The 24,153-nt window shown below is 34.0% G+C and carries 19 protein-coding genes; 2 read left to right on the forward strand and 17 right to left on the reverse strand.

Going from position 1 to position 24,153, the window contains the following annotated elements:
* Nucleotides 1-14: 14 nt before the first annotated feature.
* The 15 genes from purM to ABD940_RS08300 all read right to left on the reverse strand — a co-directional run bounded on the left by purM (nucleotide 15) and on the right by ABD940_RS08300 (nucleotide 19,093).
* The gene (gene purM / locus ABD940_RS08230; protein WP_345202193.1) at nucleotides 15-1,007 is read right to left on the reverse strand and encodes a phosphoribosylformylglycinamidine cyclo-ligase; all 993 of its coding nucleotides are present in this window, start codon (nucleotides 1,005-1,007) and stop codon (nucleotides 15-17) included.
* A 208-nt stretch (nucleotides 1,008-1,215) separates the two neighbouring features.
* Nucleotides 1,216-1,767 (reverse strand): NADPH-dependent FMN reductase, encoded by a 552-nt coding sequence (locus tag ABD940_RS08235; RefSeq protein WP_345202196.1) that lies wholly within the window; start codon nucleotides 1,765-1,767, stop codon nucleotides 1,216-1,218.
* Nucleotides 1,768-2,025: 258 nt separating this feature from the next.
* Complete coding sequence (locus tag ABD940_RS08240) at nucleotides 2,026-2,754, reverse strand: pirin family protein (RefSeq protein WP_345202199.1); 729 nt, start codon at nucleotides 2,752-2,754, stop codon at nucleotides 2,026-2,028.
* A gap of 84 nt (nucleotides 2,755-2,838) precedes the next feature.
* Nucleotides 2,839-4,005 (reverse strand): MFS transporter, encoded by a 1,167-nt coding sequence (locus ABD940_RS08245; protein WP_345202203.1) that lies wholly within the window; start codon nucleotides 4,003-4,005, stop codon nucleotides 2,839-2,841.
* Nucleotides 4,002-5,534 carry a GMC oxidoreductase gene (locus ABD940_RS08250; RefSeq protein ID WP_345202207.1) on the reverse strand — a complete coding sequence of 511 codons (1,533 nt, stop codon included), beginning with the start codon at nucleotides 5,532-5,534 and terminating at the stop codon, nucleotides 4,002-4,004. Before ABD940_RS08250 ends, ABD940_RS08245 begins: the two co-directional genes overlap by 4 nt.
* A gap of 246 nt (nucleotides 5,535-5,780) precedes the next feature.
* Entirely contained in the window at nucleotides 5,781-6,251 is a 471-nt protein-coding gene (locus ABD940_RS08255; RefSeq protein WP_345202210.1) for a hypothetical protein, read from the reverse strand.
* 16 nt (nucleotides 6,252-6,267) lie between these two features.
* Nucleotides 6,268-6,834 (reverse strand): GNAT family N-acetyltransferase, encoded by a 567-nt coding sequence (locus tag ABD940_RS08260; protein WP_345202213.1) that lies wholly within the window; start codon nucleotides 6,832-6,834, stop codon nucleotides 6,268-6,270.
* Between the two features lie 41 nt (nucleotides 6,835-6,875).
* Nucleotides 6,876-7,343 carry a hypothetical protein gene (locus tag ABD940_RS08265; RefSeq protein WP_345202216.1) on the reverse strand — a complete coding sequence of 156 codons (468 nt, stop codon included), beginning with the start codon at nucleotides 7,341-7,343 and terminating at the stop codon, nucleotides 6,876-6,878.
* A gap of 166 nt (nucleotides 7,344-7,509) precedes the next feature.
* Nucleotides 7,510-8,928: an MFS transporter gene (locus ABD940_RS08270; protein ID WP_345202218.1), complete on the reverse strand. Its 1,419-nt coding sequence runs from the start codon at nucleotides 8,926-8,928 to the stop codon at nucleotides 7,510-7,512.
* Nucleotides 8,928-9,440, reverse strand: a complete 513-nt coding sequence (locus ABD940_RS08275; protein ID WP_345202221.1) for a nuclear transport factor 2 family protein — start codon at nucleotides 9,438-9,440, stop codon at nucleotides 8,928-8,930. The genes ABD940_RS08270 and ABD940_RS08275 overlap by 1 nt, the downstream gene beginning before the upstream one ends.
* A gap of 18 nt (nucleotides 9,441-9,458) precedes the next feature.
* A complete protein-coding gene (locus tag ABD940_RS08280) occupies nucleotides 9,459-11,318 on the reverse strand; it encodes a glycoside hydrolase family 13 protein (protein ID WP_345202223.1) in 1,860 nt (619 codons plus the stop codon).
* 73 nt (nucleotides 11,319-11,391) lie between these two features.
* Nucleotides 11,392-13,551: a glycoside hydrolase family 97 protein gene (locus tag ABD940_RS08285; RefSeq protein ID WP_345202226.1), complete on the reverse strand. Its 2,160-nt coding sequence runs from the start codon at nucleotides 13,549-13,551 to the stop codon at nucleotides 11,392-11,394.
* 104 nt (nucleotides 13,552-13,655) lie between these two features.
* Complete coding sequence (locus ABD940_RS08290) at nucleotides 13,656-14,732, reverse strand: SusE domain-containing protein (protein ID WP_345202231.1); 1,077 nt, start codon at nucleotides 14,730-14,732, stop codon at nucleotides 13,656-13,658.
* An 18-nt stretch (nucleotides 14,733-14,750) separates the two neighbouring features.
* A complete protein-coding gene (locus ABD940_RS08295; RefSeq protein WP_345202234.1) occupies nucleotides 14,751-16,349 on the reverse strand; it encodes a RagB/SusD family nutrient uptake outer membrane protein in 1,599 nt (532 codons plus the stop codon).
* A 5-nt stretch (nucleotides 16,350-16,354) separates the two neighbouring features.
* The gene (locus ABD940_RS08300; protein ID WP_345202237.1) at nucleotides 16,355-19,093 is read right to left on the reverse strand and encodes a SusC/RagA family TonB-linked outer membrane protein; all 2,739 of its coding nucleotides are present in this window, start codon (nucleotides 19,091-19,093) and stop codon (nucleotides 16,355-16,357) included.
* A 335-nt stretch (nucleotides 19,094-19,428) separates the two neighbouring features.
* On the opposite strand from ABD940_RS08300, the gene metG reads away from it, so the two are divergent.
* A complete protein-coding gene (metG, locus tag ABD940_RS08305) occupies nucleotides 19,429-21,465 on the forward strand; it encodes a methionine--tRNA ligase (protein WP_345202240.1) in 2,037 nt (678 codons plus the stop codon).
* A 161-nt stretch (nucleotides 21,466-21,626) separates the two neighbouring features.
* On the opposite strand, the gene ABD940_RS08310 is transcribed toward metG, so the two are convergent.
* A complete protein-coding gene (locus ABD940_RS08310; RefSeq protein WP_345202243.1) occupies nucleotides 21,627-22,331 on the reverse strand; it encodes a class I SAM-dependent methyltransferase in 705 nt (234 codons plus the stop codon).
* 230 nt (nucleotides 22,332-22,561) lie between these two features.
* Here ABD940_RS08310 and ABD940_RS08315 point away from each other — a divergent pair, with 230 nt between their 5' ends.
* Nucleotides 22,562-23,629, forward strand: coding sequence for a DUF2891 domain-containing protein (locus ABD940_RS08315; RefSeq protein WP_345202247.1), 1,068 nt, complete (start codon nucleotides 22,562-22,564; stop codon nucleotides 23,627-23,629).
* A 1-nt stretch (nucleotide 23,630) separates the two neighbouring features.
* Here ABD940_RS08315 and ABD940_RS08320 read toward each other — a convergent pair whose 3' ends face one another.
* On the reverse strand, nucleotides 23,631-24,104 hold the full coding sequence (locus ABD940_RS08320; RefSeq protein ID WP_345202251.1) for an Mpo1 family 2-hydroxy fatty acid dioxygenase: 474 nt from the start codon (nucleotides 24,102-24,104) through the stop codon (nucleotides 23,631-23,633).
* Between the last annotated feature and the right edge of the window lie 49 nt (nucleotides 24,105-24,153).

Here is a 24,153-nt window from a genome sequence, read left to right on the forward strand (position 1 = left end):
AATCTGATGTCTTTTTAGAATTTCAAATCTATTTTTTCGCTTCCTTCTGTGATTTCTCCGATTTCGTAAGCGTCATCAAGAAGATGTAATACTTTTTCAGCGTGTTCTGCATCTACAACTACGATCATTCCAACACCCATATTGAATGTTCCGAACATTTCTTCACGAGCTACACCACCTCTTTTTTCCAACTCCAACATAATGCTTGGAATCTGGATTTTTGAAGCATCGATGGAAGCACATAATCCGTCACCGATAATTCTTGGAATATTTTCGTACAATCCACCACCTGTAATGTGAGCGATTCCGGCAACCTGTACCTCTTCAATCACTTTGTGAATATCTTTATAATATAATCTAGTTGGAACTAAAAGCGTTTCGTATAAAGGTTTTCCTTCAAATTCTTCTTCAAAATTCGGGAATACTTTTCTTACTAAAGAGAATCCGTTTGAATGGAAACCTGAACTTGGAAGAGCTATAATTTTATCTCCCGGTTTGATTTTTGAACCGTCAATAATCTGGTCTTTTTCAACAATTCCTACACAAAATCCTGCAACATCGTAATCTCCAGGTTGGTACATTCCCGGCATTTCAGCGGTTTCTCCACCGATTAATGCACAGTTGTTGTCTTTACAAGCTTCCACCATTCCTAAAACGATTTCTGCAGCAATTTCAGAATCTAATTTTCCACAAGCTAAATAATCAAGGAAAAATAAAGGTTTTGCACCGTGACAAAGAATGTCATTGGCACACATCGCGAAACAATCTACACCAATAGAGTCGTATTTTTTTGAATCTAAAGCTACTTTAAGCTTCGTTCCAACTCCATCCGTTCCTGAAACCAAAACAGGATTTTTGTACCCTCCGATCTCATAGAAAGCCCCAAAACTTCCCAAATGATTCAATACATTGGAATTGTGAGTTTCCCCAACCGCTTTCTTGATTTTGTCAACGGTTTTGTATCCTTCTTCCTTGTCTACTCCTGCTGATTTGTACGTGTTGCTCATGTTTACTTTAGAAATTTATTTCAAACTTTTTATTCAAATTAAGAAAACAAAAAAGCCGACAATCTTGGTAGATTATCGGCCGTTATATTATTTCAGAATTTCAGAGTCCACAATATTCCCTTTCTCGGAGAAACATTCTTTAAAAGTGGTCTGAATTTTCATCTTTTTTCTTTTTGCAAAGATATTAATTTTATGTTAATATTCAAATCTATTTTTCAAGGATAGATTCGATAGCCGAAATTTTCTGAATTTTCTCTTTTAATTCACTGTCTTTCTCATCATTAGAAATTTTCTTCAATTCTTTATCAAAATTATCATTGAAGAAAGGAAGCGTAAAAGTATCTACAATATTTCCTCCGTGCAATGGAAAACGTTTTGTTGCTGCTTCTAAAACGCCTAAACCTCCTCTTCCACCTGGAGCTGTAGCCATTAACAACATGGGAACTTCATTCCACACTGCTCTGTTTTTAATTCTTGAAGTCCAGTCGAAAACATTTTTAAATGCTGTAGAATATGTTCCGTTATGCTCAGACAAAGAAACTAAAAGTAAATCTGCAGCGTCTATTTTTGCTGCAAAATCTATAGCTTGTTGCGGAACTCCGCTTTCTACTTCTCTTTGGTGCTTGTAGATCGGCATTTCAAAATCGTTCATGTCAACGATTTCAACTTCTGCATTTTCTATTAATGAAGCTGCATAAGAAACTAATAATTTATTGATTGATGTTTCGGAATTACTTCCTGCTACTGCTAAAATTTTCATTGTTTTCTATCTATTTTAAGGTAAAGTTATTTTTTATTGTTGATGCAAAGGTCGGGAAGATTTTTATAATTTTTGAACAAATTATTTTTTAAACCACAAAAGTCACAAAAGATTTCAACACTTTAGTTATTTTAAGTTTAATTTAAAACTGTAAACTAAGAACACATAAGTTTAAAAAATCTTTGATTTTTGCTCTTTTACGAACTTTTGATTCACTTTTAAATTATTTTAGAGCTTTTGTGACTTTTGTGGTTAAGTTTATCTTAAATATGATGGTAATTCCATTGGAACTTCCATTAAAAGGATTTCTGTGTCTTCGACAGCTTCGATATTGAAACTTTGAGTATCCCAAATTCCTAATCCGTCTCTTTCGTTCAAAACTCTGACGCCAACTTTTACACTTCCTTTTAATACAAAAGCGTAAACACCGTTTCCTTTTTTGTTAAGTGTATAATTTTTGCCGTTTCCTTTCGTGAAATTGGCTAAATTAAACCATGCATCTTGATGAATCCAAACTCCATCGTCGTTTTTGTTTGGAGATAAAATCTGTTGGAATCCGTTGATTTTTTCACCTTCTTTAATGCTTTTTTGGTCGTATCTAGGTTCTACATTTTCTTCTCTTGGGAAAACCCAGATTTGTAAGAATTTTACGGCTTCATCTTTATTTTTGTTGTATTCGCTGTGCATTACACCAGTTCCCGCACTCATTACCTGAATTTCTCCTTTCTTGATAACGGCAGTTGTTCCCATCGAGTCTTTATGTTCCAAATCTCCTTCCAACGGAATTGAAATGATCTCCATGTTTTTGTGCGGATGCGTTCCGAAACCCATTCCCTGAGAAACTGTGTCGTCATTCAATACCCTCAAAACTCCGAAATGTGTTCTTTCCTGACTTTGGTAATTTGCAAAACTAAAAGTATGGTAAGAATTTAACCAACCGTGATTGGCGTGACCTCTTGTATCTGCTTTATGATATACTGTTTTCATATTGTGATTATTTATGGTACAAATGTACGGAGTGTGGATCGGGAAAATGTTGATGTAAGGTAAGAAAGGAATCTACCTTTTGACCTAAAAAGCTTCTTTTATTTTAGAATTTTTCTTTAAATAAAAAAGTAAAACGCAAATGAGAATCATACAACCGATAAGAAATTCGAAAATAATATTGGTCTGATTGGAGAAGTTTCCTAAAACATTCGTGATAATGCCTGTTCCTATTTGATTTGCTGCCATTAAAAATCCGGAAACTAAAACCGACAGAGTTGGAAATTCCACCGTTCCCCAACCAATCGATCCCGGAAATATACTTCCCATGAAAAAACCGATCATAAACATCATTAATATGATGAGACTTACATTTGGATATAGTAATAAAATCAAAAGTAATCCTGCGACAATTAAAGGAGAGAACAGAAACACATAAGACAGATCATTATTTTTTGAAAAAATTCCGAAAAGTAAACGGTTTAAGGCAATTCCTCCCCAGAATAATGACAATCCTAAACTCGCTTTATTGTTATCCAATCCTTGATTTTTAAGAATTATCGCTCCAAAACTTCCGAAAGTACCTTCAATAAAGCCGTACAAAACTATTGCTATAAAAAAAATCCACAGTTTTGCAGGAATTTTAAAATATTTGGGAAGTTCGAAAAATGTTCCTTTTTCCAGTTTTAAAAGTAGAAACAAAGCGAAAATTATGGACACTAAAATAAAAATACTTGCCGGAACGTACATCCAGTTATTAACATTTCCAATAAGATTCATCATTAATGGTGAACTTGAAGTTCCTAATCCTACTAAAAAATTCAATATCAGAATTGCAGAAGATTTTTGTTTTTCAAATAAACTTGCAGCTAAAGGATTTAAAGTTGTGATGGAAAGTCCAAAACCTGAACCCGTAAATGCTACCAAAACCATTAATACAGGAAAAAGCAAAGATTTATAATTCATGAAAAACTGAAGCACCCATAAAATTCCTGTTGAAGTAATCATTAATAATAATCCAGCAATCAAAACTTTTTTCGGTCCGAATTTATTCACCAGAAACGGAGCTCCCAAACATGAAATGATAATGCAAATTACCTGCGGAATAAATAAATTTCCAAACTGTGATGATGAAAGTCCAAAAAGTGAAGAATCCGTGAAAGCCGTTCCTAAAGCCGGAAACACGACAAAATTAACTCCCGTAAAGAAAGCTAATAAGAAAATGATAACAATTTGGACTATTCTGGAATTCATGAGGTCAAAACATTATTTTTAAGATAATCTCCAACTCTTAAAGCCATTGCGATAATCGTCAACGCCGGATTTACTGCACCACTTGAAACGAAAAATCCGCCATCAACAATATAAAGATTATCTAAATCGTGCGCTTTGCAGTTTGTATCTACAACAGAAGTTTTAGGATCCTGTCCCATTTTTGTAGTTCCGTTCTGATGAGCGGGAGAAGCGATATCCATTCCTTTGCTGAAATAAATTCCTTTAAATAAAAACGATTCAAATTTGCCGGAAGCTTTCAAAGCTTTTATTAATTCTGCTTTCAAAAATTCATGTCCTTTTTGATTATTGGAACTATAACTGATTTTAATTTGTCCGTTTTCTACCGTCACTCTATTTTCAGGATCGGGCAAATCTTCGGAAGTCAGCCAAAAATCTACGGCGTGTTCTGCCATTAATTCAAAAGTAAAACCAGGAGCAGGAATCGGACTGTCGGCTTTGATCTGATATTCATCCGATTTTCCCAACATCTGAATATGTCCCAAAGGAAATTCGTACCCTTTATTGGCATGGTAAAAATCATTAATTCCGAATGTCTTTCCAAATTTCGTGTGATTGGGTTCCGTGTACAGCGCCACTAAAGCTGTATTTTGGTGAAACATATAATTTCTTCCCACCTGATCTGACGAATTGGCAAGTCCATTCGGGAATTTTTCATTTTTACTTTCCAGAAGAATCGCTGCAGAGTTGATTGCTCCTGCGGAAAGAATAACTACATCAGAAGTCAGAGTTTTCGTTTCTCCGTTTTGCTCGACCAAAATTTCAGTGATCTTAGTTCCTTCTTCATTTGTATTTAATCTCAACACTTTTGTATTCACCATCAATTCAACATTCGGATATTCCAACGCTTTTGACAAAGAACAAAGATGGGCGTCACCTTTTCTTTCCGCAGCATCGGGAAAACCATCAAATCTGTCTAATGTGTAAGGTGCATTTGCGTTTTCGTGAGGTTTAAAATTAACCCCGATTGGTAAATTAAACGGATGCCATCCATAATTTTCCAACTCATCTACAACCTCCTGAATTCTTGGTTCATGCGGTAACGGCGGATTTGAATAAGGCTCGGAATCAAAAGGTTCTGTAGGATCTGATCCTCTTTTTCCATGAACGTGAAACAATTTTTCTGCTTCGAGATAATAATCTTTCAAATCTTCATATTGAATCGGCCAAGCCGGTGAAGTTCCGCCATAATGCTGTATTTCCTTAAAATCTTCCTCTCTTAAACGAAATAAAGCTGCTCCATAAAATTTGGTATTTCCGCCTACGTTATAATGCATTCCCGGACGGAAAGGTTTGTCGTGTTTATCCAACCAAAGTTCGGTTGTAGTATATCTGTTTTTCTGAAAAACTTCTACAGAATCCCAATTTTCTTTTTCTACAGGAACAAAATCTCCACGTTCAATCACGAGAATTTTTTTCCCGCTGTCTGCCAATCGATAAGCCATTGTTGCACCTCCTGCTCCGCTTCCTATAATGATAATGTCGTACATTCTTTTTATTTAATCTATCTAAATTAGAAATTATAAACTACGGTTAGCTTAATAAAATATTAAAATCTCATAGATTGTATGAATGGAAATTGAAAAACTGTATTATAAATAATGTGAAATTTAACATCGATAAGTTTTGGCTAAAGGCTTAGTTTGGATCATAAAAAAGCGGACTCTATTGAATCCGTTTTTTTGAATATTTCAAATAAAGTCTAACTAGTTCTAAATAATTGAAAGTTAAAAAAATTAACGGACAAGGGAATAAATCGCAACACCAATACCGGCATACGCAACAATCGTAATAATATCAGCGATGGGTTGTGAAAAGCGTTTTTCAGCAATTTTCTCAGCATTGATCTGGTTCTTATGGAATTTCAGAATTTTTTTAGCATTATGAACCGGATGCGCAACCAAGCTGTCACTTTCCCACTTGTCAACGATTACTTTATAATTCTTGCCATCAACATTAATTCTAACATTCTTATTAGGTGTAAGTTTCTCCTGAACATTGATAGGAACAGGCGCTTGTTGTGAATTTGAGCCTTGAGATTCAGCTACAGCACTTTTAGCCTGCATAGCTGCATTATTAGCAACAACTGCACTGTTTTTAGATCCCGGCTTATTGTCGATTGCTGTGTCCGCTGGCTTTTTAACCTGATAAGTATAGCAACTTACAAGAGAAAATGATATAAGGATAAGATAAAGTTTCTTTTGCATTAGCCAAATTTAAGAATTAAATGGAATATTCAGTATTTTTTGAAAGATCATATTTATAAAGTACACAAATTTTTAGTCGTTCATCATTTATCAATAAAGGATGTTCAAATTCATATTGCTTTCTCAGTCCTATTTTTGTCATAATGTGTTCCGATTTTGTATTAATTTTTGGTGCAATTGAATATATTTCTTTAATTTTTAAATCGTTTAAAGCATAATCAAGACATCTTTTCGCGCCTTCTGTAGCGAAACCTTTATTCCATTCATTTCTTTTTATTCTCCATCCGATGTCAATACAAGGTGTAAACTCAGCTTCATAGGTTTGTTCGGAAAGTCCTATAAATCCAATAAATTCTCCGTTTTCAAGTTTGTCAACAGCGAAATAACAAAATCCTTTATAAACGAACTGACTTTTCATTCTTTCAATAAAATCAATTATCTGTTCTTTTGTAGCTATGCCCGGAAAAAATTCCATTACTTCTTCGTCAGTATTTATTTGGAACATTTCTTCAATATCTGTCGATTCCCAATTTCTAAAACCAAGTCTTTGAGAGGTAAAAATATATTTCTTTTTATTCTTCATTTTAGTTTTTAAAATAATATCAAGGTTTACTTATTTCAGATTTAAAAAATTCTTGAATAGTTACCAAATTCTGTATTTTTCAAATTATCTTCTATCACTTTCTTGGCGATATCAGGATCAACGACCATACAACCCACTTCCATTGTTCCGCTTCCTATACTTCCACCATCGCATTGTCCAAGTCCCGTGTGACCTAAAATCTCATCAAGGTATTCTTCAAGCCTGTGTCGTTTGTCGAGATCTTCGTCTGTTCCAAATCCATCAATTGTGTATTCAATTTCCAAAAAAACGATTTTCTCTTCATCAAATTCTGTGTAATCTTCTTTCAATTTATTGTAAATCTCTTTTTGAATTATTTTGCGAAAATTTGAAAAAAGTTTGTTTTTAACCTCTTTATATTGTCCGTGTTGCCCAACAATTCCCCAATGAACTATTGCTGTTTTTTCATCTTTATTCCAAGTTTCCCAATAATTGAGTTGATTGTCAATTGATTTATAAAGTTTAAGCATATTTCTATTATCAGTTCTTTATATTTGATAAATTAAATCATTAATGAACTAAATATTTTCATTTTAATAATCCTTTACATAATAAATATATAATAAAATATTACAACCAATAAAAAAACGAGCCGAAGCTCGTTTCTATTATATTTAAATATAAAAAATTTATAAATTAAAAATGTACCTGTTGGATTTCCTCTTCAATTTCTTTTGGAGTATCATGTTCTGATTTCACAAAGAACAATGTCAAAATTGCTCCCAATAACATACAAACACCACCGACAACAATATAATCGATTGCCTGTTTTCCGAAAAAACCACTTACAATAGGACCTCCGAAAACACCATTGATAATCTGAGGAATTACAATAAAGAAGTTAAAAATCCCCATATAAACTCCCATTTTCTTTTGCGGAATCGAGTCGATCAACATTGCATAAGGCATTGCTAAAATACTTGCCCATGCAAATCCTAATCCCACCATTGAGATCCAAAGATTATTAACATCTTTTATAAAATACATGGAAATTAAACCTAATCCTCCACAAGCCAAAGCTAATGCATGCGTCTGTTTCTTACCGATAAATTTAGCAATCGGAGTCAGGGCAAAAGCAAAGAAAATTGCATAGAAATTATAACTTCCAAACAAGCTTCCCGTTAAATCTCCTGCTTTATTAAATTCCGCAGAATGCGTATCATCCGGTGAAAGTCCAAAATGATGAGTCGCCAAAGCGCTCGTTGTGAAAACCCACATCGTAAATAATGCAAACCAAGAAAAGAACTGAACAATTCCCAGTTTTTTCATTTGAGAAGGAGCATTTTTGAAATCTTTAAAAATATCAGAGAATTTCGATTCATCTTTTACTATCGACTTTCCTCCTTCAAATGATGCAAATTCCTCCGGTGAATATTCTTTCGTTGTGACAATTGTATATAAAATCGACAGAATTAAAACTGCTGCACCAATATAGAATGCATAGATCACATTATCTGCAACAAAACCTTTTGGAGCTTCATTCGACACTCCCCATTTTGTAAGCCAGTTGGGTAAATCCGATCCGATCACCGCACCGATTCCGATCAAAATCGTCTGAACAGAAAAACCTATCGTTGCCTGATGTTTCGGAAGCATATCTCCTACCAAAGCACGGAAAGGTTCCATCGCTACATTTATTGAAGCATCCATCATGGCAAGAAAAATCACTGCCATCAATAACACATTTGCAGCCATCATTTGCGTTGCAGAAGCTGCATTGGGAAGCATAACCAAACCAATTGCACAAAGAATTGCGCCAATTAAAAAGTAAGGTTTTCGTCTGCCAAGAGGACTCCAAGTGTTATCTCCCATGTGACCGATAATCGGTTGAACAATCAATCCTGTAATCGGTGCAACCAGCCAAAACCATGATAATTCATGAACATCGGCTCCGAAATTGGCTAAAATTCTACTTGCATTCCCGTTTTGTAAACCGAAAGCCATTTGAATTCCCAAAAACCCCATACTCATGTTGATGATCTGAAGCATGGATAAATTCGGCTTTTTCACTTTTCCAAACTTACCTTCATCGATTTTTCCTACCATCTCTGCCATTATTGTTTTAGTTTTTGGATTAATACATCTTCAATTGGAGTTTTTTCCACAACCACTTTATCTACAACCTCATTCGGAACAGTTACAGAGAGAACATATTGTTTCACTTTCCAAATCCCGTTCATTTTTTCTACAACACCAGAACCACGGCAGATCTTCATTTGAGTATCCAATAATTCATCAAACCAAGCCAGTTTTCCGTCTTTGCTGAAATAGATATTTCTTTTTAATGAAGTGAAATTCCAGGTTTTCTTTTTATCGAAATATGGTTTTGCCCAAACCATGAATGCTTTTTTATCCCAAACTTCCGTTGCATCGGTTCCTATAAAAGTAGATTCATCGGCAAAATAATTAAAATAAGTGTTGAAATCCGCTTTTGCAGCAGCGACATTGAAGCCGTCGAGCATTGTACCGATTTCTGTTTTTTCCTTTTCAAATTTTGACTGAGCGGAAACTTCTGTAAAGCCGATCAGAAAAAGAATTAATGTAAAAACAATTGATATTTTTTTCATATTTATAATTACGTTTTTTTATTTCTGCAATTCAATAATCATTGACGATTTTGCTGGGATTATCAATCCGTTTTGTAAAGAAATTTCTTTTTCTGAAATCACTTCTTTTCCTTTTGAAAATCCGTTTAAAGATTCTGCAAAGTGTTTTAAATCTAACTTTTGCTCCTGATCATTATTATTTAAGACAACCATTACACTTTCCTTTTCATTATATCTAAAATACACAAAAACATTATTCTGAGGAACGAAATTTTTAGTTTTTCCGGTATGGATCACTTCTTTTCCTTTTCTCCAATTCAATAATTTTTGAGTAAACTGATAAAATTCCTTTTGTTCAGAAGTTTGACTTGATGGATTGAAAGCATTTACCTTATCTGATTTCCAGCCACCCGGAAAATCTCTTCGGATATCTGCATCTCCGCCTTTATTTTTATCCCCTCTCATTGCTATTTCGGAACCGTAATAAATCTGTGGAATTCCGCGAACGGTTGAAATTAAAGTTAAACCCAATTTATATGCTTTCGGATCATCATTAAAAATCTCATTCCATCTTTCAGTATCGTGATTTTCGAAAAAAACCATCACATTATTGATGTCCGGATAAAGAAAATCGCTTGCTAAACTGTTGTAAATACGATTCATTCCACTGTCCCAACCTTCTTTTTCTTTTAAAGCTTTCGACATATCTCCATACAACATAAAATCCATCACAGAAGGAAGATTCGAATTATAATTTGCAGCTTCTCCCGTTTTTGAATTTTTTTGCCAAGCTGAAATATAGGCAGCTGAATTCAACCAAGTTTCACCAACAATATTAAATTTCGGATATTCATCAATGATCGCTTTTGCCCATCTTGCCATCGCTTCCTTGTCGTTGTAAGGATAAGTGTCTACACGAAACCCGCCCAGTTCAGCATATTCGATCCACCAAATAGCATTTTGTGTTAAATATTTTAAAACTAAAGGATTTTTTTGATTAATATCGGGCATTGTCGTATCAAACCAACCATCTAACGCTACTCTTTTATCAACTTCAGAAGCGTTTGTATCAAACTGCGTCGTCGTTTTGTAATTGGAACGTTTGAAACCTTTTTCTTCATCACTAAATAAATGGATCCAATCTTTTGTTGGTAAATCTTTGATCATCCAATGCGAAACTCCCCAATGATTGGTAACATAATCCATCACCAGTTTCATATTTCTTTTATTCAGCTTTTGGGAAAGTTCTTTATATTCTTCATTCGTTCCGTAACGCTCATCAATTTTATATAAGTCTGTCTGAGCATATCCATGATAAGAATATACTTTTTCGTTATCTTCATTCACCGGAGTTAACCAGACAGAAGTTGCTCCGAGGTTTTGGATATAATCAAGATTATTGATAATTCCGCGTAAATCTCCTCCGTGACGTCCGTTCGGAAGTGTTCTGTTCGCTTTCTCAGTTAAATTCGGACTTGAATCATTTTTTTCATCGCCATTTGCAAAACGATCGGGCATTATTAAATACATCACATCTTTTGATGTATAGGATTCTCTGTTTGCAGAATTCGGTTCTCTTTGTTTTAATTCATAAGTGTAATAACCTATATTTTTTTTGCCGTTTTTAATATTAATCTTAAACTTAGGAACGTTGATTTCGTTGGTATTAACCGTTACAAAAACATAGTTCGGATTTTCAACTTTCTGAATATCTTTAATCTGAACACCGCCTGAAAGTTCAATTTCATTTTTGGCAATATCTTTTCCATATACCAAAATCTGTAGTTCCGGATTTTTCATTCCTTTCCACCAGAAAGCAGGCTCTACTTTGTCTAAAGGTTTCTGAGAAAATGCAACAGAAGCCACTGACAGTAAAATGATCGTGTATATTTTTTTCATTTTGTAATTTGATTAAAAAAACCTTACAGAATTATTCAACTGTAAGGTTTACATTTTTAATTTAATCTTAAAATTATTTTACAGGCTTGATAGAGATCGCAAAACCTCCACTTCTTACCATCTTGAAATTAATTTTGGATTTGCTTGTAATTTCCTTTTTGTAAATATTATAGCTTTGAGGATTGTTGATATAATCTGCATCTTTTCCATCTTCATAAATCGTTGCCTCATATTTTTTACTCTTATCCAGGAAAGAGAAATCTACAGTATAATCACGCTTATTTTCGTCTGTAATTCCGCCGACAAACCAATTTTCCGTCCCTTTTGCTTTTCTTGCAGTGATGATATAATCTCCCGGTTCAGCCGATAAGATTTTTGTATCATCCCAATCTGCTGCAACATCTTTAATAAACTGGAAAGCATCCATATGTTTTTTGTAGTTTTCAGGTAAATCTGCAGCCATCTGAAGCGGCATATACATTACTACGTAAAGAGCCAATTGTTTTACCAAGGTTGTCTTCACAAAACGTTTATCTCCAGGAAAATAATAATCTAATTTTGTCTGGAAAATTCCCGGAGTGTAATCCATAGAACCTCCCATCCATCTTGTAAACGGAAGAATTGTCTGGTGATCAGGATTATTTCCTCCGAAAGCTTCGTATTCTGTTCCACGCGCGGCTTCTGCAGAAATATAATTCGGATAAGTACGGCTTTCTCCTGTCGGACGAACAGATTCGTGAGAGTTTACCATAATCTTATATTCATTTGCTTTCTCTGCAATTCTGTAAAAATGGTTGATTGTCCATTGAGAATAATGATGTTCTCCTCTTGGAATCATATCTCCTACATATCCTGTTTTTACGGCATCATAACCGTATTTGTTCATCAATTGGTAAGCTTTATCCGCCCATCTTTCATAGTTCGTTGCAGAACCTGAAGTTTCATGGTGCATGATTAGCTTAATTCCTTTCGAATGAGCATATTCATTCAACATTTTGATGTCAAAATCAGGATAAGGTGTGATAAAATCGAAAACATATTCTTTTGAATGACCGAACCAGTCTTCCCAACCAACATTCCAACCTTCAATTAACAGACCTTGAAAACCATTTTCTGATGCGAAATCGATATATTCTTTAACCTTTGTATTGTTTGCAGCATGTTTTCCGTTTGGAGTCAGTTTAGAGAAATCTGTTACACCAAGACGTACATTCGATTCCGGCTGTCCATAAGCCCACTGGGATTTTCCGATGATCATTTCCCACCAAACTCCCATATATTTTGTCGGGTGGATGTAAGAGGTATCTTTGTATTTTGTAGGCTCATTAAGATTAAAAATCATCTTAGAATCCATTACCTCCTCTGCTTTTGGAGCAACAATAATCGTTCTCCAAGGTGTTACAGAAGGAGTTTGGATATAGCCTTTTGCTCCCTGTCTGTCTGCTGTAAGGTGAGTTTTAAGCCTAAAGTTCTGAGCATCCACTTCAAGGTGAGAAGCCGCATAATCTAGAACTGCAGCTTCTGCAACATTAACATATAAAGGCTCTTTACCTTCCTTTTTAAGCATTAATGGAGATTGAACTGCATTTTTAATCAAAGTCTGAGAAGCATTTGCATCAAAAGCTTTATCCCATCTTGCAGGAATTTCTGAAAGTTTTGTTTCCTGATATTGATATTCCTGAGAATCATAATCCGCAACAATCCACCAAGCTTTCATATCGGTTGGAAAATCGATTTCAGAATCTTCCTCACGAATCGTGAAGTAATTCAAATTTTTCTGTTGAGGAAATTCATATCTGAATCCCAATCCATCATTAAACAATCTGAATTTAACGATAATATTTCTCTCTGTAGAAGCCTGGTTTAACGTTACAGCTAATTCGTTATAATTATTAATATAGTTTTTCTTTTCACCAAGAACCGGTTGCCAAGTTTCGTTTTTAGAATCTCTTTTTTCGTCTGTTTTTGTGAAACCGTTGTTTAAATCAAATTTTACATCTTCCGGCTTCGCAATTTCAGAAGCGAATTTTATAGAAGTATCTTTAAATAATCTCAACCCTAATTTGGAATCTTCCACGACAACATTTCCATTGTATTTCAGGTTATAGTAAGGCACCCCTTGTTTCAACTGAAAATTCATTTCAAATTTTCCGTCCGGCGATTTCAAAGATTGTGCACTAACACCCGCAAACATCATTGAGAACAATAAAGCTCCAACTGTAATTTTCTTCATAATGACTATTTATATAAACTTTAAAAATAAAGAAAGTGTTGCCGAAAAGCAACACTTTGCTATGTAAATTCAACTTAAATTAATATTAATTGTTTATTTTTTTACTAAGGATAATAAGGAATAGCAGAATAACCACCCGTTATATCATTAAAATAAACATCGTAGTGAAAAGAAGTTGTTAAAGGAATATTACCTCCACTTGTAGTTGCAATTCCGAAAAATTCTTCTGCAACTCCCCAGCTTGTAGCCCATGCATGATTTGCTCTGAATTTAAATTCTCCTGAGTTTAATAATACATTTTTCTTAACCCAAACATGCGGATCAAAAGTTGATTGCTGCATATCTACATCTGTACTCCAGTCACCCGAAGCAGTACCTATCATTGAAATTGAGGTATAAGTAGTGGTTGGAGATGTAACCGGAACAAATGTATATGTTAATGATGTTGTATTTACTGTTAATTTATAATAACCAGCAGTTGCTACGGCAATATTTCCAGAGCTTCCAGCAGTACTTAAAATTCCGGCAGAAGATCCTAATCCATATTGAACTGTCCATTCTCCTGGCTTTCCTATCATTTTAAAACCTCCCTGCGCAAAATAACCCGTATAAGAATATACACCTGCAGTACTTGATTTTTGTAATGGATAAATCTTTACATTCGAAGCAACATTATCCCAGGCTCCTGCTGTAGCATCACCAATAAGATATAAATCTGTATAATTATAAACAGGACCTAAAAGATAAGGTGTAACTTTTAAAGTTGTAACATTAGAATAGAAAGGAGCTGCTCCAATTAAAGTTTTTAATCTTACTTCAATTTCAATAACAGTATTTGGGCTTCCTCCTAAGCTTAAAGCCATCGCATTCAGTTGTTTATTTGTAAAAGAAATAGGAGAATTTATAGCATCTGTAGCAGTTGCTCCTACGAAATTCATGCCTTTTACCCCAAATTGTAATTGTTGTGTTGAAACCACAGCCAGATTAAAAATCGATTTATTCCAAGTAACATTTAGCGCAACATTATCCTGATTATTTTTATCTAAAACAAGAGTTGTTTTATCTGCTGAAATATTACTTTTGGTAGTTTCTGTAATTACTGCCTGATCTTCATCCTTTTCACACGACATAACAAAAAGACCTATAAATGCAATAGCCAATATTTTAAATAAATGTTTCATTTTAAAGTGTTTTTAAGATTAATAACCAGGGTTTTGAATTAAATTAGGATTTGCAACAATATCATTAGCCGGAATTGGGAATAGATTTCTATAATCTTCAACTGCTTTACCATCTTTCACACCTCCTTTCCAAGGCCATAAATACGAACCTGAAGTAAATTTCCCATAGCGAATCAAATCTGTTCTTCTAGTAGCCTCCCAAGACATTTCCCTTGCTCTTTCGTCTAAGAAGAAATCTGTATTTATTGAAGCAACTGCATTTCCTCCGGCTCTTGTTCTCAAAGCATTTACATAGCCTAATGCTGTGGCAGCATTTCCACCACTTCCACCTCTTGTTACCGCTTCACCATACATCAAATAAATATCAGCTAAACGATACAAAGGAATATCTGCATCTACAAAATTACCAGATGCATCTGATCCAGGAGCACCATTAGCATATTTAATATTTTTATATTTAATGAATCCATAACCATCTGTAAAAGTTGCTATGTTATTTATTTCCAAGCTCTGACCAGCTGTATAAAAATTTCCTCTTTGATCATTTGGCGAACCTGCAAATAAATTAACTAGAGATTTTGTAGTTCTTAAGCCACCCCAACCTCCGTTGACACCAAATTGTGAAGCAGGCATTGATCCTCCAATAGCAGCATGTACCATGAAAGTTGACCCCCCATAAGTTTTTGTGCTTGTGCCATCATAATTTACAGATAAAATAACTTCCGGATTGTTTACGTTATTATCTGCCATAAATAATGATCCATAATTAGGCTTTAATGAATATCCTGCTGTAATAATTTTATTACAATATGTAATACAATCTGTATATCTTCCAGTTCCTGTATATATTTGAGCATTTAAATATAGCCTTGCAAGTAAAGACCATGCTGCAGCTTTATCTGCTCTACCATATTCATTGGTTTTTGCATCTTTAAGGTCATTAGCACAAGCTAAAAGCTCAGACTCAACATATTTGAATAATTCTGCTCTTGCAATTCTCGGTGGAGGATTATTAATAATATCTGTTGTTTCAGTTACATTAGGAACATTTCCAAACAAATCTAATGCGTGATAATATGATTGAGCTCTTAAGAAACGAGCTTCGGCACGCATATATTTTGCTTCAGTAAGATTATTTCCTGTAATTCCGTTTGTAGAAAGTTTTTCATCTGTTGTATTTTTGATAAACTCATTACTTACAGCTATTACATTAAATATTCTATAATAAATTGCCGCAACAAATGGATTAGAAGCATTCCAAGTCATGTTATGCATTTCAGGAAGACCTGCGTCTGCCCATGCAATAACAGCTTCATCCGTAGTTAAAACCTGCATGCTATACATTTGACGAAGATAGTTTGAGAAACCACCATCGATTCCACCAATATCTGTATTTCCATCAGCATTATTTTGATCTCCCTGACCTCCAATTGCAAGCCCAGCATAAATTTTAGCTAAAGCCGGTTTGTAGTTATTAAAATCTTTGTACAATACAGAAGAAGTTAGTCCTAAACTAGGTTCTCTTTCCAGATCTTGTGTACAAGAACCTGCAAAAAACAAAGTTCCTAAAGTAATAGATCCAAGAATTATTTTTTTATATAAATATTTATTTTTCATGTTAATTAAAATTGAAAGTTAAAGCCTACTGAATACACTTTAGGTCTTTGATAGAATCCATTATCAATTCCACCAAAAACTTCAGGATCTATACCTTTGTATTTTGTAATTACAAATACATTTTGTGCCATTGCATTCACTCTTAGGTTAGTTCCTTTACCCATAAATTCTCCTACATTGTAAGCTACCGAAAGATTATCCATTCTTAAGAATGATGCATCTTCAATAAACATATCAGAGAATAATTGTGTTGCCGCAAACTGAGTTGTTAATACGCTCGAATTGGTATTACTCAAGAAATTATTTGCTTGAATGTTTGCAATTGAGCTATTAGAAGCTGAATTATTATAAACATAATTTCCTAATACCGCTCTAAGTGATGTACTAAATTCCCATTTCTTCACACTTACTTTTGTGGAAAATCCTAAAATTACATCTGGATTTGGAGATTTGTAGAAATACTTATCATCTTCTGTAATTTTCCCATCTCCATTTCTGTCTATGTAAGCACCTTCAAGTGGCTTACCGTTGTTATCATAAATTTGTTGATAAACATAAAATGCGTTAAGTGGCTGACCAACAGTAATTGCCTGAATATAATTATTAATACCCGTAAGCGTACCTACTGCAATTTTATACGATGAGTCTACATATTGTGATAAACTTGTAACCTTTGGATTAAATCGGGTTGCGTTAAAATTCACGTCCCAAGTTACATTCTGGTTTTTTATAGGGACTAAATTCAAATTAGCTTCAAAACCTTTATTAGCGATAACTCCAACATTTTTAACATTGAAATTACTTAAATCACCTGCCCAAGTAGGCACTTTTGCAATAAGATTTTCAGATTTTTTATCAAAATAATCTACTGAACCACTAATTCTATTATTAAGAATTGCAAAATCTAAACCTAAATTTTTCGTTGTTGTGGTTTCCCATACTAAGTTTGGATTGTAAACATCAGGTCGAAGTAAGGTATAAAAACTATTTCCAAACTGATATTGTGCAGTACTGCTATTACTGTAAGAATAAGAACCAAAAGCAGGATAAAAACTTCCTGTTTCTTGTTGACCAGTTTTACCCCAACCTGCTCTTAACTTTAATGAATTAATTGAAGAAATACTCTTTAAAAAGCTTTCTTCATTGATCTTCCATGCAACTGATACTGCTGGAAAATTACCCCATAATTGATTTTTATCATATCCATTCCAAAAAGTTGAAGAACCATCTCTTCTGATTGATCCATTGATTACATATTTATCTGCAATTGTAAAGATACCTCTTGCGTAAAAAGATAATAATGTCCTTTGGGTATCACCTGCGGTTGAAAAATCCGTTTTTTGACCATTCCCATAATAAGTAGGTGCTTCAGGAGTAATTGAACGCGTATCCTGATAAGAATAACCTCCAATAATATCTACATTAGTACTAATTACATCTATCTTTTTTACATAATTTAAATAAGATTCAAACAACTTACTTTTAATTTCCTGAGAATATGAACGATAAGAGCCTAAAGTTCCAATTCCTTGAGCATAATCTTTAGATATATTTACTGATCCGTCACTTTTTGCATAATCATATGATCCAGTAATATTCAATCTTAAATCTGGCAAAAAATGAAATTTATAATCTAATTGTAAACTTGGAATAATTCTAAAAACAGATGAAATATCTCTTTTACTGTATAATAAACCTAAAGGGTTTCTTGTTCCATTTACGTTTAATCCTGTAGCTGTATTAGCCGGATCTAGCCATTCATAATATCCTCCATAATTAGAATTTCCCGAATATATAGGTTGTGTAGGATCAAAATAAATTGAAGCTCCAATTGCACCCCCATCAGGAAATCTATTTTCAGAGAAAGTTCCTTTAAAATTTCCATTAACAGTTAAATGATTATCAAAGAATTTAGGTGAAAAATTCAATCCTAAAGATGTTCTTCTAAATTCATTTGTTCTTACAATTCCATTTTGCTCATTATATCCTAAAGATACTCTGTAAGGTAATCCTTTAACACCGCCTGAAAAAGCAACATTATTATCTGTTCCCCATGCTTGCTGATAGATTTGGTCTTGCCAATTTGTATCTGCCTTACCCAAATATGATTTTTGAGCAGTAGTTCCATAGGTATTTACAAAATTTCTAAATTGATCCGCATCCAAAACATCAACATTTCCCATTTTTGTTGATACAGAGAAATTAGTATTAAAATTTACTCTAAATTTTCCGGTAGTTCCTTTTTTAGTAGTAATTAAAATAACCCCATTGGAAGCTCTGTTTCCATAAATAGCCGCCGAAGAAGCATCCTTCAAGATATCAAATGTTTCAATATCATTTGGATTAATTAATGACAATGGATTGGTAGCACCGCTTAAACTATTAAAGTCAATTGGTACACCATCAATAACGATTAAAGGATCATTATTAATAAATGAAGAGCCTCCCCTTACCCTTATTGTAGAACCCGATCCTGGAGCACCACTATTTCCTGTAATTTGTACTCCTGGAGTCTTACCTACAATTAATTGATCTGCAGTAGATGCCCCTCCGTTAAAATCCTTGGATGTGATTGACGAAATAGACCCCGTCAAATCAGTCTTCTTCTGTTTACCATACCCAATCAAAACAACCTCTTCTATTTTTTTCTCTTTCGTAGCAGAGTCTTTTGTTTGCGCATGAATCATTGTACTTGCCAATAAAAATGCAGGCGCAATTTTTAATACCGTTGTAAAATTTTTCACAATATTATTTTTTTTATATAGTTTCGTTTTTATCACATTTGGCATACAGCCTGTCTGCAATTTAAAAAAAAATTAGAATTATCGTAATTTTATTAAAAATTTAGATAAAATTATGTAAATTAAACGAAATTTTAAAGCAAAACAACTGTATCTCAAATACTTAAATTAAAATATGCACTACATAACATTGTTTTAAATTTAACAAAAAGTTAAACTTCCGTTTAACTAAATGTAACATTTCACCTACCACAACTACCTAAAATCCTTTAAAAATACCAAGCTTCTTAAGTTTCAAGGATTATCCTTATCTTTGCAGTTCAAAAACTTTACTATAAATGTCAAACAGAAAGATGATTACGGCAGCTTTGCCTTATGCAAACGGGCCGGTTCATATAGGACATTTGGCAGGTGTATATATTCCTGCGGATGTTTACGCAAGATTTCAGAGAAGATTAGGAAAAGATGTAGCGTTTATCTGTGGTTCGGATGAGCATGGAATTCCTATTACCATCAGAGCAAAAAAAGAAGGAGTTACACCTCAGGATATCGTTGATAAATACCATGAAATCATCAAAAAATCTTTTTCAGATTTGGGGATTTCGTTTGATGAATATTCGAGAACAACTTCTAAAAATCACTATGAGACAAGTCAGGATTTCTTTAAAGTTCTTTATGAAAAAGGAAAGTTCACTGAAGAAATGTCTGAGCAGTATTTCGACGAACAGGCTAATGAATTTTTAGCAGACAGATACATCGTTGGAACCTGCCCGAATTGTGGAAACGAAAATGCTTACGGAGATCAGTGTGAAAGATGTGGTACTACTCTTTCGCCCTCTGAACTGATCAATCCGAAATCGATGTTGAGCGGAAATGTTCCTATTTTAAAAGAAACAAAAAACTGGTACTTACCATTAAATGAATACGAAGATTTCCTGAATGAATGGATTATCGAAGGTCACAAAGACGACTGGAAACCAAATGTTTACGGACAGGTTAAATCTTGGTTAAACGATGGATTAAAACCTCGTGCCATGACCAGAGACCTGAATTGGGGAGTTCCTGTTCCGCTGCCGAATGCAGAAGGAAAAGTACTTTATGTCTGGTTTGATGCACCGATCGGATATATTTCTTTTACGAAAGAATGGGCTGCGAAAAACGGAAAAGACTGGAAAGATTATTGGCAAAGCAAAAGCAGTGATTTGGTTCATTTCATTGGAAAAGATAATATCGTATTCCACTGTATTATTTTTCCTGCGATGATGAAGGCTCACGGAGATTACATCATGCCAAAAAATGTTCCTGCTTTTGAATTCCTGAATCTTGAAAACGATAAAATTTCAACGTCAAGAAACTGGGCGGTTTGGGCACACGAATATGTTGAGGATTTCCCTGGACAAGAGGATGTTTTGAGATATGCTCTTCTTTCATCTGCTCCGGAAACAAAAGATAATAATTTTACCTGGAAGGATTTTCAGACGAAAAATAATTCTGAATTAGTAGGAATCTTTGGAAATTTCATTAATAGAGTTGCTGTTTTAATTCATAAATATTATGATGGAATTGTTCCTCAAGGTGATGTAAATGCTCCTGAATTAGCCGAAATTAACAAAGCAGCAAAAGAAATCTCAGGTTTCTTAGAAAATTATGAATTCAGAAATTCTTTAACAGCTTTAATGAATTTGGCACGTTTCGGAAACCAATATCTTCAGGCTGAAGAACCTTGGAAAACGATTAAAGACAATCCTGAAAAAGCAGCTCAATCATTATTTGTAGGAGCTCAGATTGCTGTAGCTTTAGCTCAGTTATGTGAACCGTTCTTGCCTTTTAGTTCTGAAAAATTATTGAATATGTTTAATGTTCAAAAATCAGATTGGAACGATGTTGAAACTAAATCTGTTTTAATTGAAACAGGTCATAAAATCAATGAATCATCTCTTCTTTTCTCAAAAATAGAAGACGACGTAATCGAAGCTCAAATCCAAAAACTGGAAGACACAAAACAAAACAATAAAAAAACAAACCCTAACGCAAACCCTATGAAAGACGAAATCACTTTTGATGATTTTACGAAAATCGACTTGAGAACAGCAACAATTACAGAGGCTGAAAAAGTTGAAAAAGCCGATAAATTATTAAAACTTACTGTTGACACTGGTGTTGACGTGAGAACTGTTGTTTCAGGGATCGCAGAAAGTTTCACTCCAGAAGAAGTGATTGGAAAACAGGTAATGATTTTATTAAACTTGGCTCCAAGAAAAATCAGAGGAATTGAATCTCAGGGAATGCTGCTATTAACTACGAAATCGGACGGAAAATTATCTTTCGTAACTCCGGATGACAGCAATGTTGAAAATGGTATTGAGATTGGATAATTTTTAATATTTCAGATATATAAAAAGCCACATGAATTTCATGTGGCTTTTTAATTTTATAGATGCTTCGACAGGCTCAGCATGACATCTCTAATACTAACGATTTTATTAGCGATTCATTTGTAGCGTTGTCATGCTGAGCTTGTCGAAGCATCTCTATTTTATATTTTAATCAATCTCGCCAAATAAGCATCCTCATCCTGCATCACTTTCTCAACTTTAAAACCATTATTTTCCGCTGCATTTTTTAAGGTATTAAAATCAAGATACAGCCATTTTATCGGGTCTTCTGATTCACCTTTGTAATGAACAATATAATCCAGTTCACCATAATATCCTTCCGCCGGAATGTAAACTCCGCCATCTTCATCTTTGTCGAACATATATAAAATATCCGTACTGTCGATTAAAATCTGACCTTTTTCATTTAGTAACGAGTGAAGTTTTTTCATGTAAATATCGATTACTTTAAGACTTTGGAAAATTCCTGTTCCGTTCATCAATAGTAAAATCGTATCAAAATTTTCTCCTGAAAAATGAAGCATATTTTCAGCAACAGCATTTTTAATTCCTCTAAATTTGCAAACTTCAATAGATTTTGGAGAAATATCTAAGGCCGTAATATCTAAATTTCTTTCATTCTGAAGATATAAAGAATGTGAACCCGCTCCTGCCCCAATATCTAAGGTTTTTCCATGAGATAATTTCAAAGCTTTTTGTTCAATATCATTCATTTCTTCGAAATCGCGGAAAAGATACTCTACCGGAAGTTCATCCAGTTCGGAAATTGAAGTTTCAGTCTGCAGATCTTCAGGATTTTCATTATGAAAATAATCCCAGATCGCCTTACCCATTAAATCTTTCATAGCTGTAATTATGAATGCAAAGATAAAGGTTTTGGACTGACAATTCAAAAGATGACCGGTTTCCTAGCCCAGATAGAAACGGCATCCTTTTTTGTTGCGGGCGAAGCGAAGCGGAGCCCGTAACAAAAAAGATATAGTGGATAGCTGGAAATAGCTCCTGGAAAATATATTATTCAGCATAATCAAACCGCATATAGTGAAAAACTCAAATTATTTTATATTTTTATTGAATGAAAAAGAGTCTTTTAGCAATCATATTCTCTCCGTTTTTGATGTACGCTCAGGAAATTCCGAAACTCACGGACGAAATGGCGATAAAACTATCGGAAAAACCGCTGTACTGCATCAATCAGGAATATCCGAATAAAACGGCACATATCATCAATAATGCAAACGAGGCTCCTCTTACTCCCAAAGATCTGCATCCCAGTTTTTATGGCTGTTTCGACTGGCATAGTTCTGTTCACGGACATTGGATGCTTGTTCGATTATTAAAAACAAAACCGAATTTGTCGATTGCGAAAGACATTGAAAACATCCTGGACAACTCATTTAAAAAAGAAAATCTCCAGGTTGAAGCCGATTATTTTACAAAATATCAACTCACGGGAACTTTTGAAAGAACCTACGGTTGGGCTTGGTTGCTAAAATTGGATGAAGAATTGGTGACTTGGGACAATCCAAAAGCGAAAATCTGGCATCAGAATTTGAAACCTTTGACGGATAAAATTCTAGCTTCATGGAAAACATATTTGCCTAAACAAACCTATCCAAACAGAACAGGAGTTCATCCAAATACTGCCTTTGCAATGGTTTTCGCATTAGATTGGGCAAGAGCAACAGGTGATAAAAATTTTGAAAATCAATTAATTGAAAAGGCTAAATATTTTTATCTCAATAACACAAAAACTCCCGCTTATCTTGAACCAGATGGTTCGGATTTCTTTTCTCCAAGTCTGGAAATTGCAGATTTGATGCGCAGAGTTTTACCACAAAAAGAATTTATTTCTTGGTTAAATAATTTCTACGAAAAACGAAGTGTAGAGAATATTGAAAAAATTCCTGTTGTAAGTGATTTATCTGATTATCAAACGGTTCATTTGGTTGGTTTGTCCTTCACAAAAGCTTGGTGTATGAAAGGAATTGCAAAATCTCTTCCCAATAATCATCCATTGAAAAAAGAATTTCAAAGAACAGCAAATATATTTTTGAATAATGGACTTCCTCTATTATTTCAGGGAAATTATGGAGGTGATCATTGGTTGGCGAGTTTTGCGGTCTATGCTTTGGAAGACTAAACTAATATCTGATTCCCAATTTTTTAAGGATAAAACTTAATAGCCAGATCGGTCCGATTAAAAGAAATTGCAAATCTTTTAGAAAAGATGGTTTCTTACCTTCAATTTTGTGTCCTACAAATTGTAAAATCCATGTTATAACGAAAACAGCAAGATAAAATATCCATGAATTTCTTCCGAAAGTAACATTCGCCAATGAAACAAAATGTTCCATTAAAAGCATTACAAAAATCATAATTAATGCAATTCTCCATGATAATCGAAAGTAAAAAATCGTGACTAAAACTAAGGCAACAAAACTTGCAACACTCAGAAATCCAAAGTATTTCAAATAAATATTCGGAGTCGGAATATATGAGATAAAACCTAAAATCGTCCAAAAAATCAAAGGAACACAAATCGAATGGATCAGTTTATTGGTTCCGTTTCTATGACTTTCGCCGTATTCTGCAAGAAGTAAATCAATCTTTCTCATAATAGGAATTTGGAAAATACTAAAATAATAAATTTTTGTAATCGCCCAA

Origin of the sequence: Chryseobacterium ginsengisoli, from assembly GCF_039542325.1 — a bacterium.
Taxonomy (GTDB): domain Bacteria; phylum Bacteroidota; class Bacteroidia; order Flavobacteriales; family Weeksellaceae; genus Chryseobacterium; species Chryseobacterium ginsengisoli.

Bases quoted from the DNA above. Each gene is read 5' to 3' on its own strand.
- purM (WP_345202193.1), bottom strand. From the start codon at position 1,007: ATGAGCAACACGTACAAATCAGCAGGAGTAGACAAGGAAGAAGGATAC.
- ABD940_RS08235 (WP_345202196.1), bottom strand. From the start codon at position 1,767: ATGAAAATTTTAGCAGTAGCAGGAAGTAATTCCGAAACATCAATCAAT.
- ABD940_RS08240 (WP_345202199.1), bottom strand. From the start codon at position 2,754: ATGAAAACAGTATATCATAAAGCAGATACAAGAGGTCACGCCAATCAC.
- ABD940_RS08245 (WP_345202203.1), bottom strand. From the start codon at position 4,005: ATGAATTCCAGAATAGTCCAAATTGTTATCATTTTCTTATTAGCTTTC.
- ABD940_RS08250 (WP_345202207.1), bottom strand. From the start codon at position 5,534: ATGTACGACATTATCATTATAGGAAGCGGAGCAGGAGGTGCAACAATG.
- ABD940_RS08255 (WP_345202210.1), bottom strand. From the start codon at position 6,251: ATGCAAAAGAAACTTTATCTTATCCTTATATCATTTTCTCTTGTAAGT.
- ABD940_RS08260 (WP_345202213.1), bottom strand. From the start codon at position 6,834: ATGAAGAATAAAAAGAAATATATTTTTACCTCTCAAAGACTTGGTTTT.
- ABD940_RS08265 (WP_345202216.1), bottom strand. From the start codon at position 7,343: ATGCTTAAACTTTATAAATCAATTGACAATCAACTCAATTATTGGGAA.
- ABD940_RS08270 (WP_345202218.1), bottom strand. From the start codon at position 8,928: ATGGCAGAGATGGTAGGAAAAATCGATGAAGGTAAGTTTGGAAAAGTG.
- ABD940_RS08275 (WP_345202221.1), bottom strand. From the start codon at position 9,440: ATGAAAAAAATATCAATTGTTTTTACATTAATTCTTTTTCTGATCGGC.
- ABD940_RS08280 (WP_345202223.1), bottom strand. From the start codon at position 11,318: ATGAAAAAAATATACACGATCATTTTACTGTCAGTGGCTTCTGTTGCA.
- ABD940_RS08285 (WP_345202226.1), bottom strand. From the start codon at position 13,551: ATGAAGAAAATTACAGTTGGAGCTTTATTGTTCTCAATGATGTTTGCG.
- ABD940_RS08290 (WP_345202231.1), bottom strand. From the start codon at position 14,732: ATGAAACATTTATTTAAAATATTGGCTATTGCATTTATAGGTCTTTTT.
- ABD940_RS08295 (WP_345202234.1), bottom strand. From the start codon at position 16,349: ATGAAAAATAAATATTTATATAAAAAAATAATTCTTGGATCTATTACT.
- metG (WP_345202240.1), top strand. From the start codon at position 19,429: ATGTCAAACAGAAAGATGATTACGGCAGCTTTGCCTTATGCAAACGGG.
- ABD940_RS08310 (WP_345202243.1), bottom strand. From the start codon at position 22,331: ATGAAAGATTTAATGGGTAAGGCGATCTGGGATTATTTTCATAATGAA.
- ABD940_RS08315 (WP_345202247.1), top strand. From the start codon at position 22,562: ATGAAAAAGAGTCTTTTAGCAATCATATTCTCTCCGTTTTTGATGTAC.
- ABD940_RS08320 (WP_345202251.1), bottom strand. From the start codon at position 24,104: ATGAGAAAGATTGATTTACTTCTTGCAGAATACGGCGAAAGTCATAGA.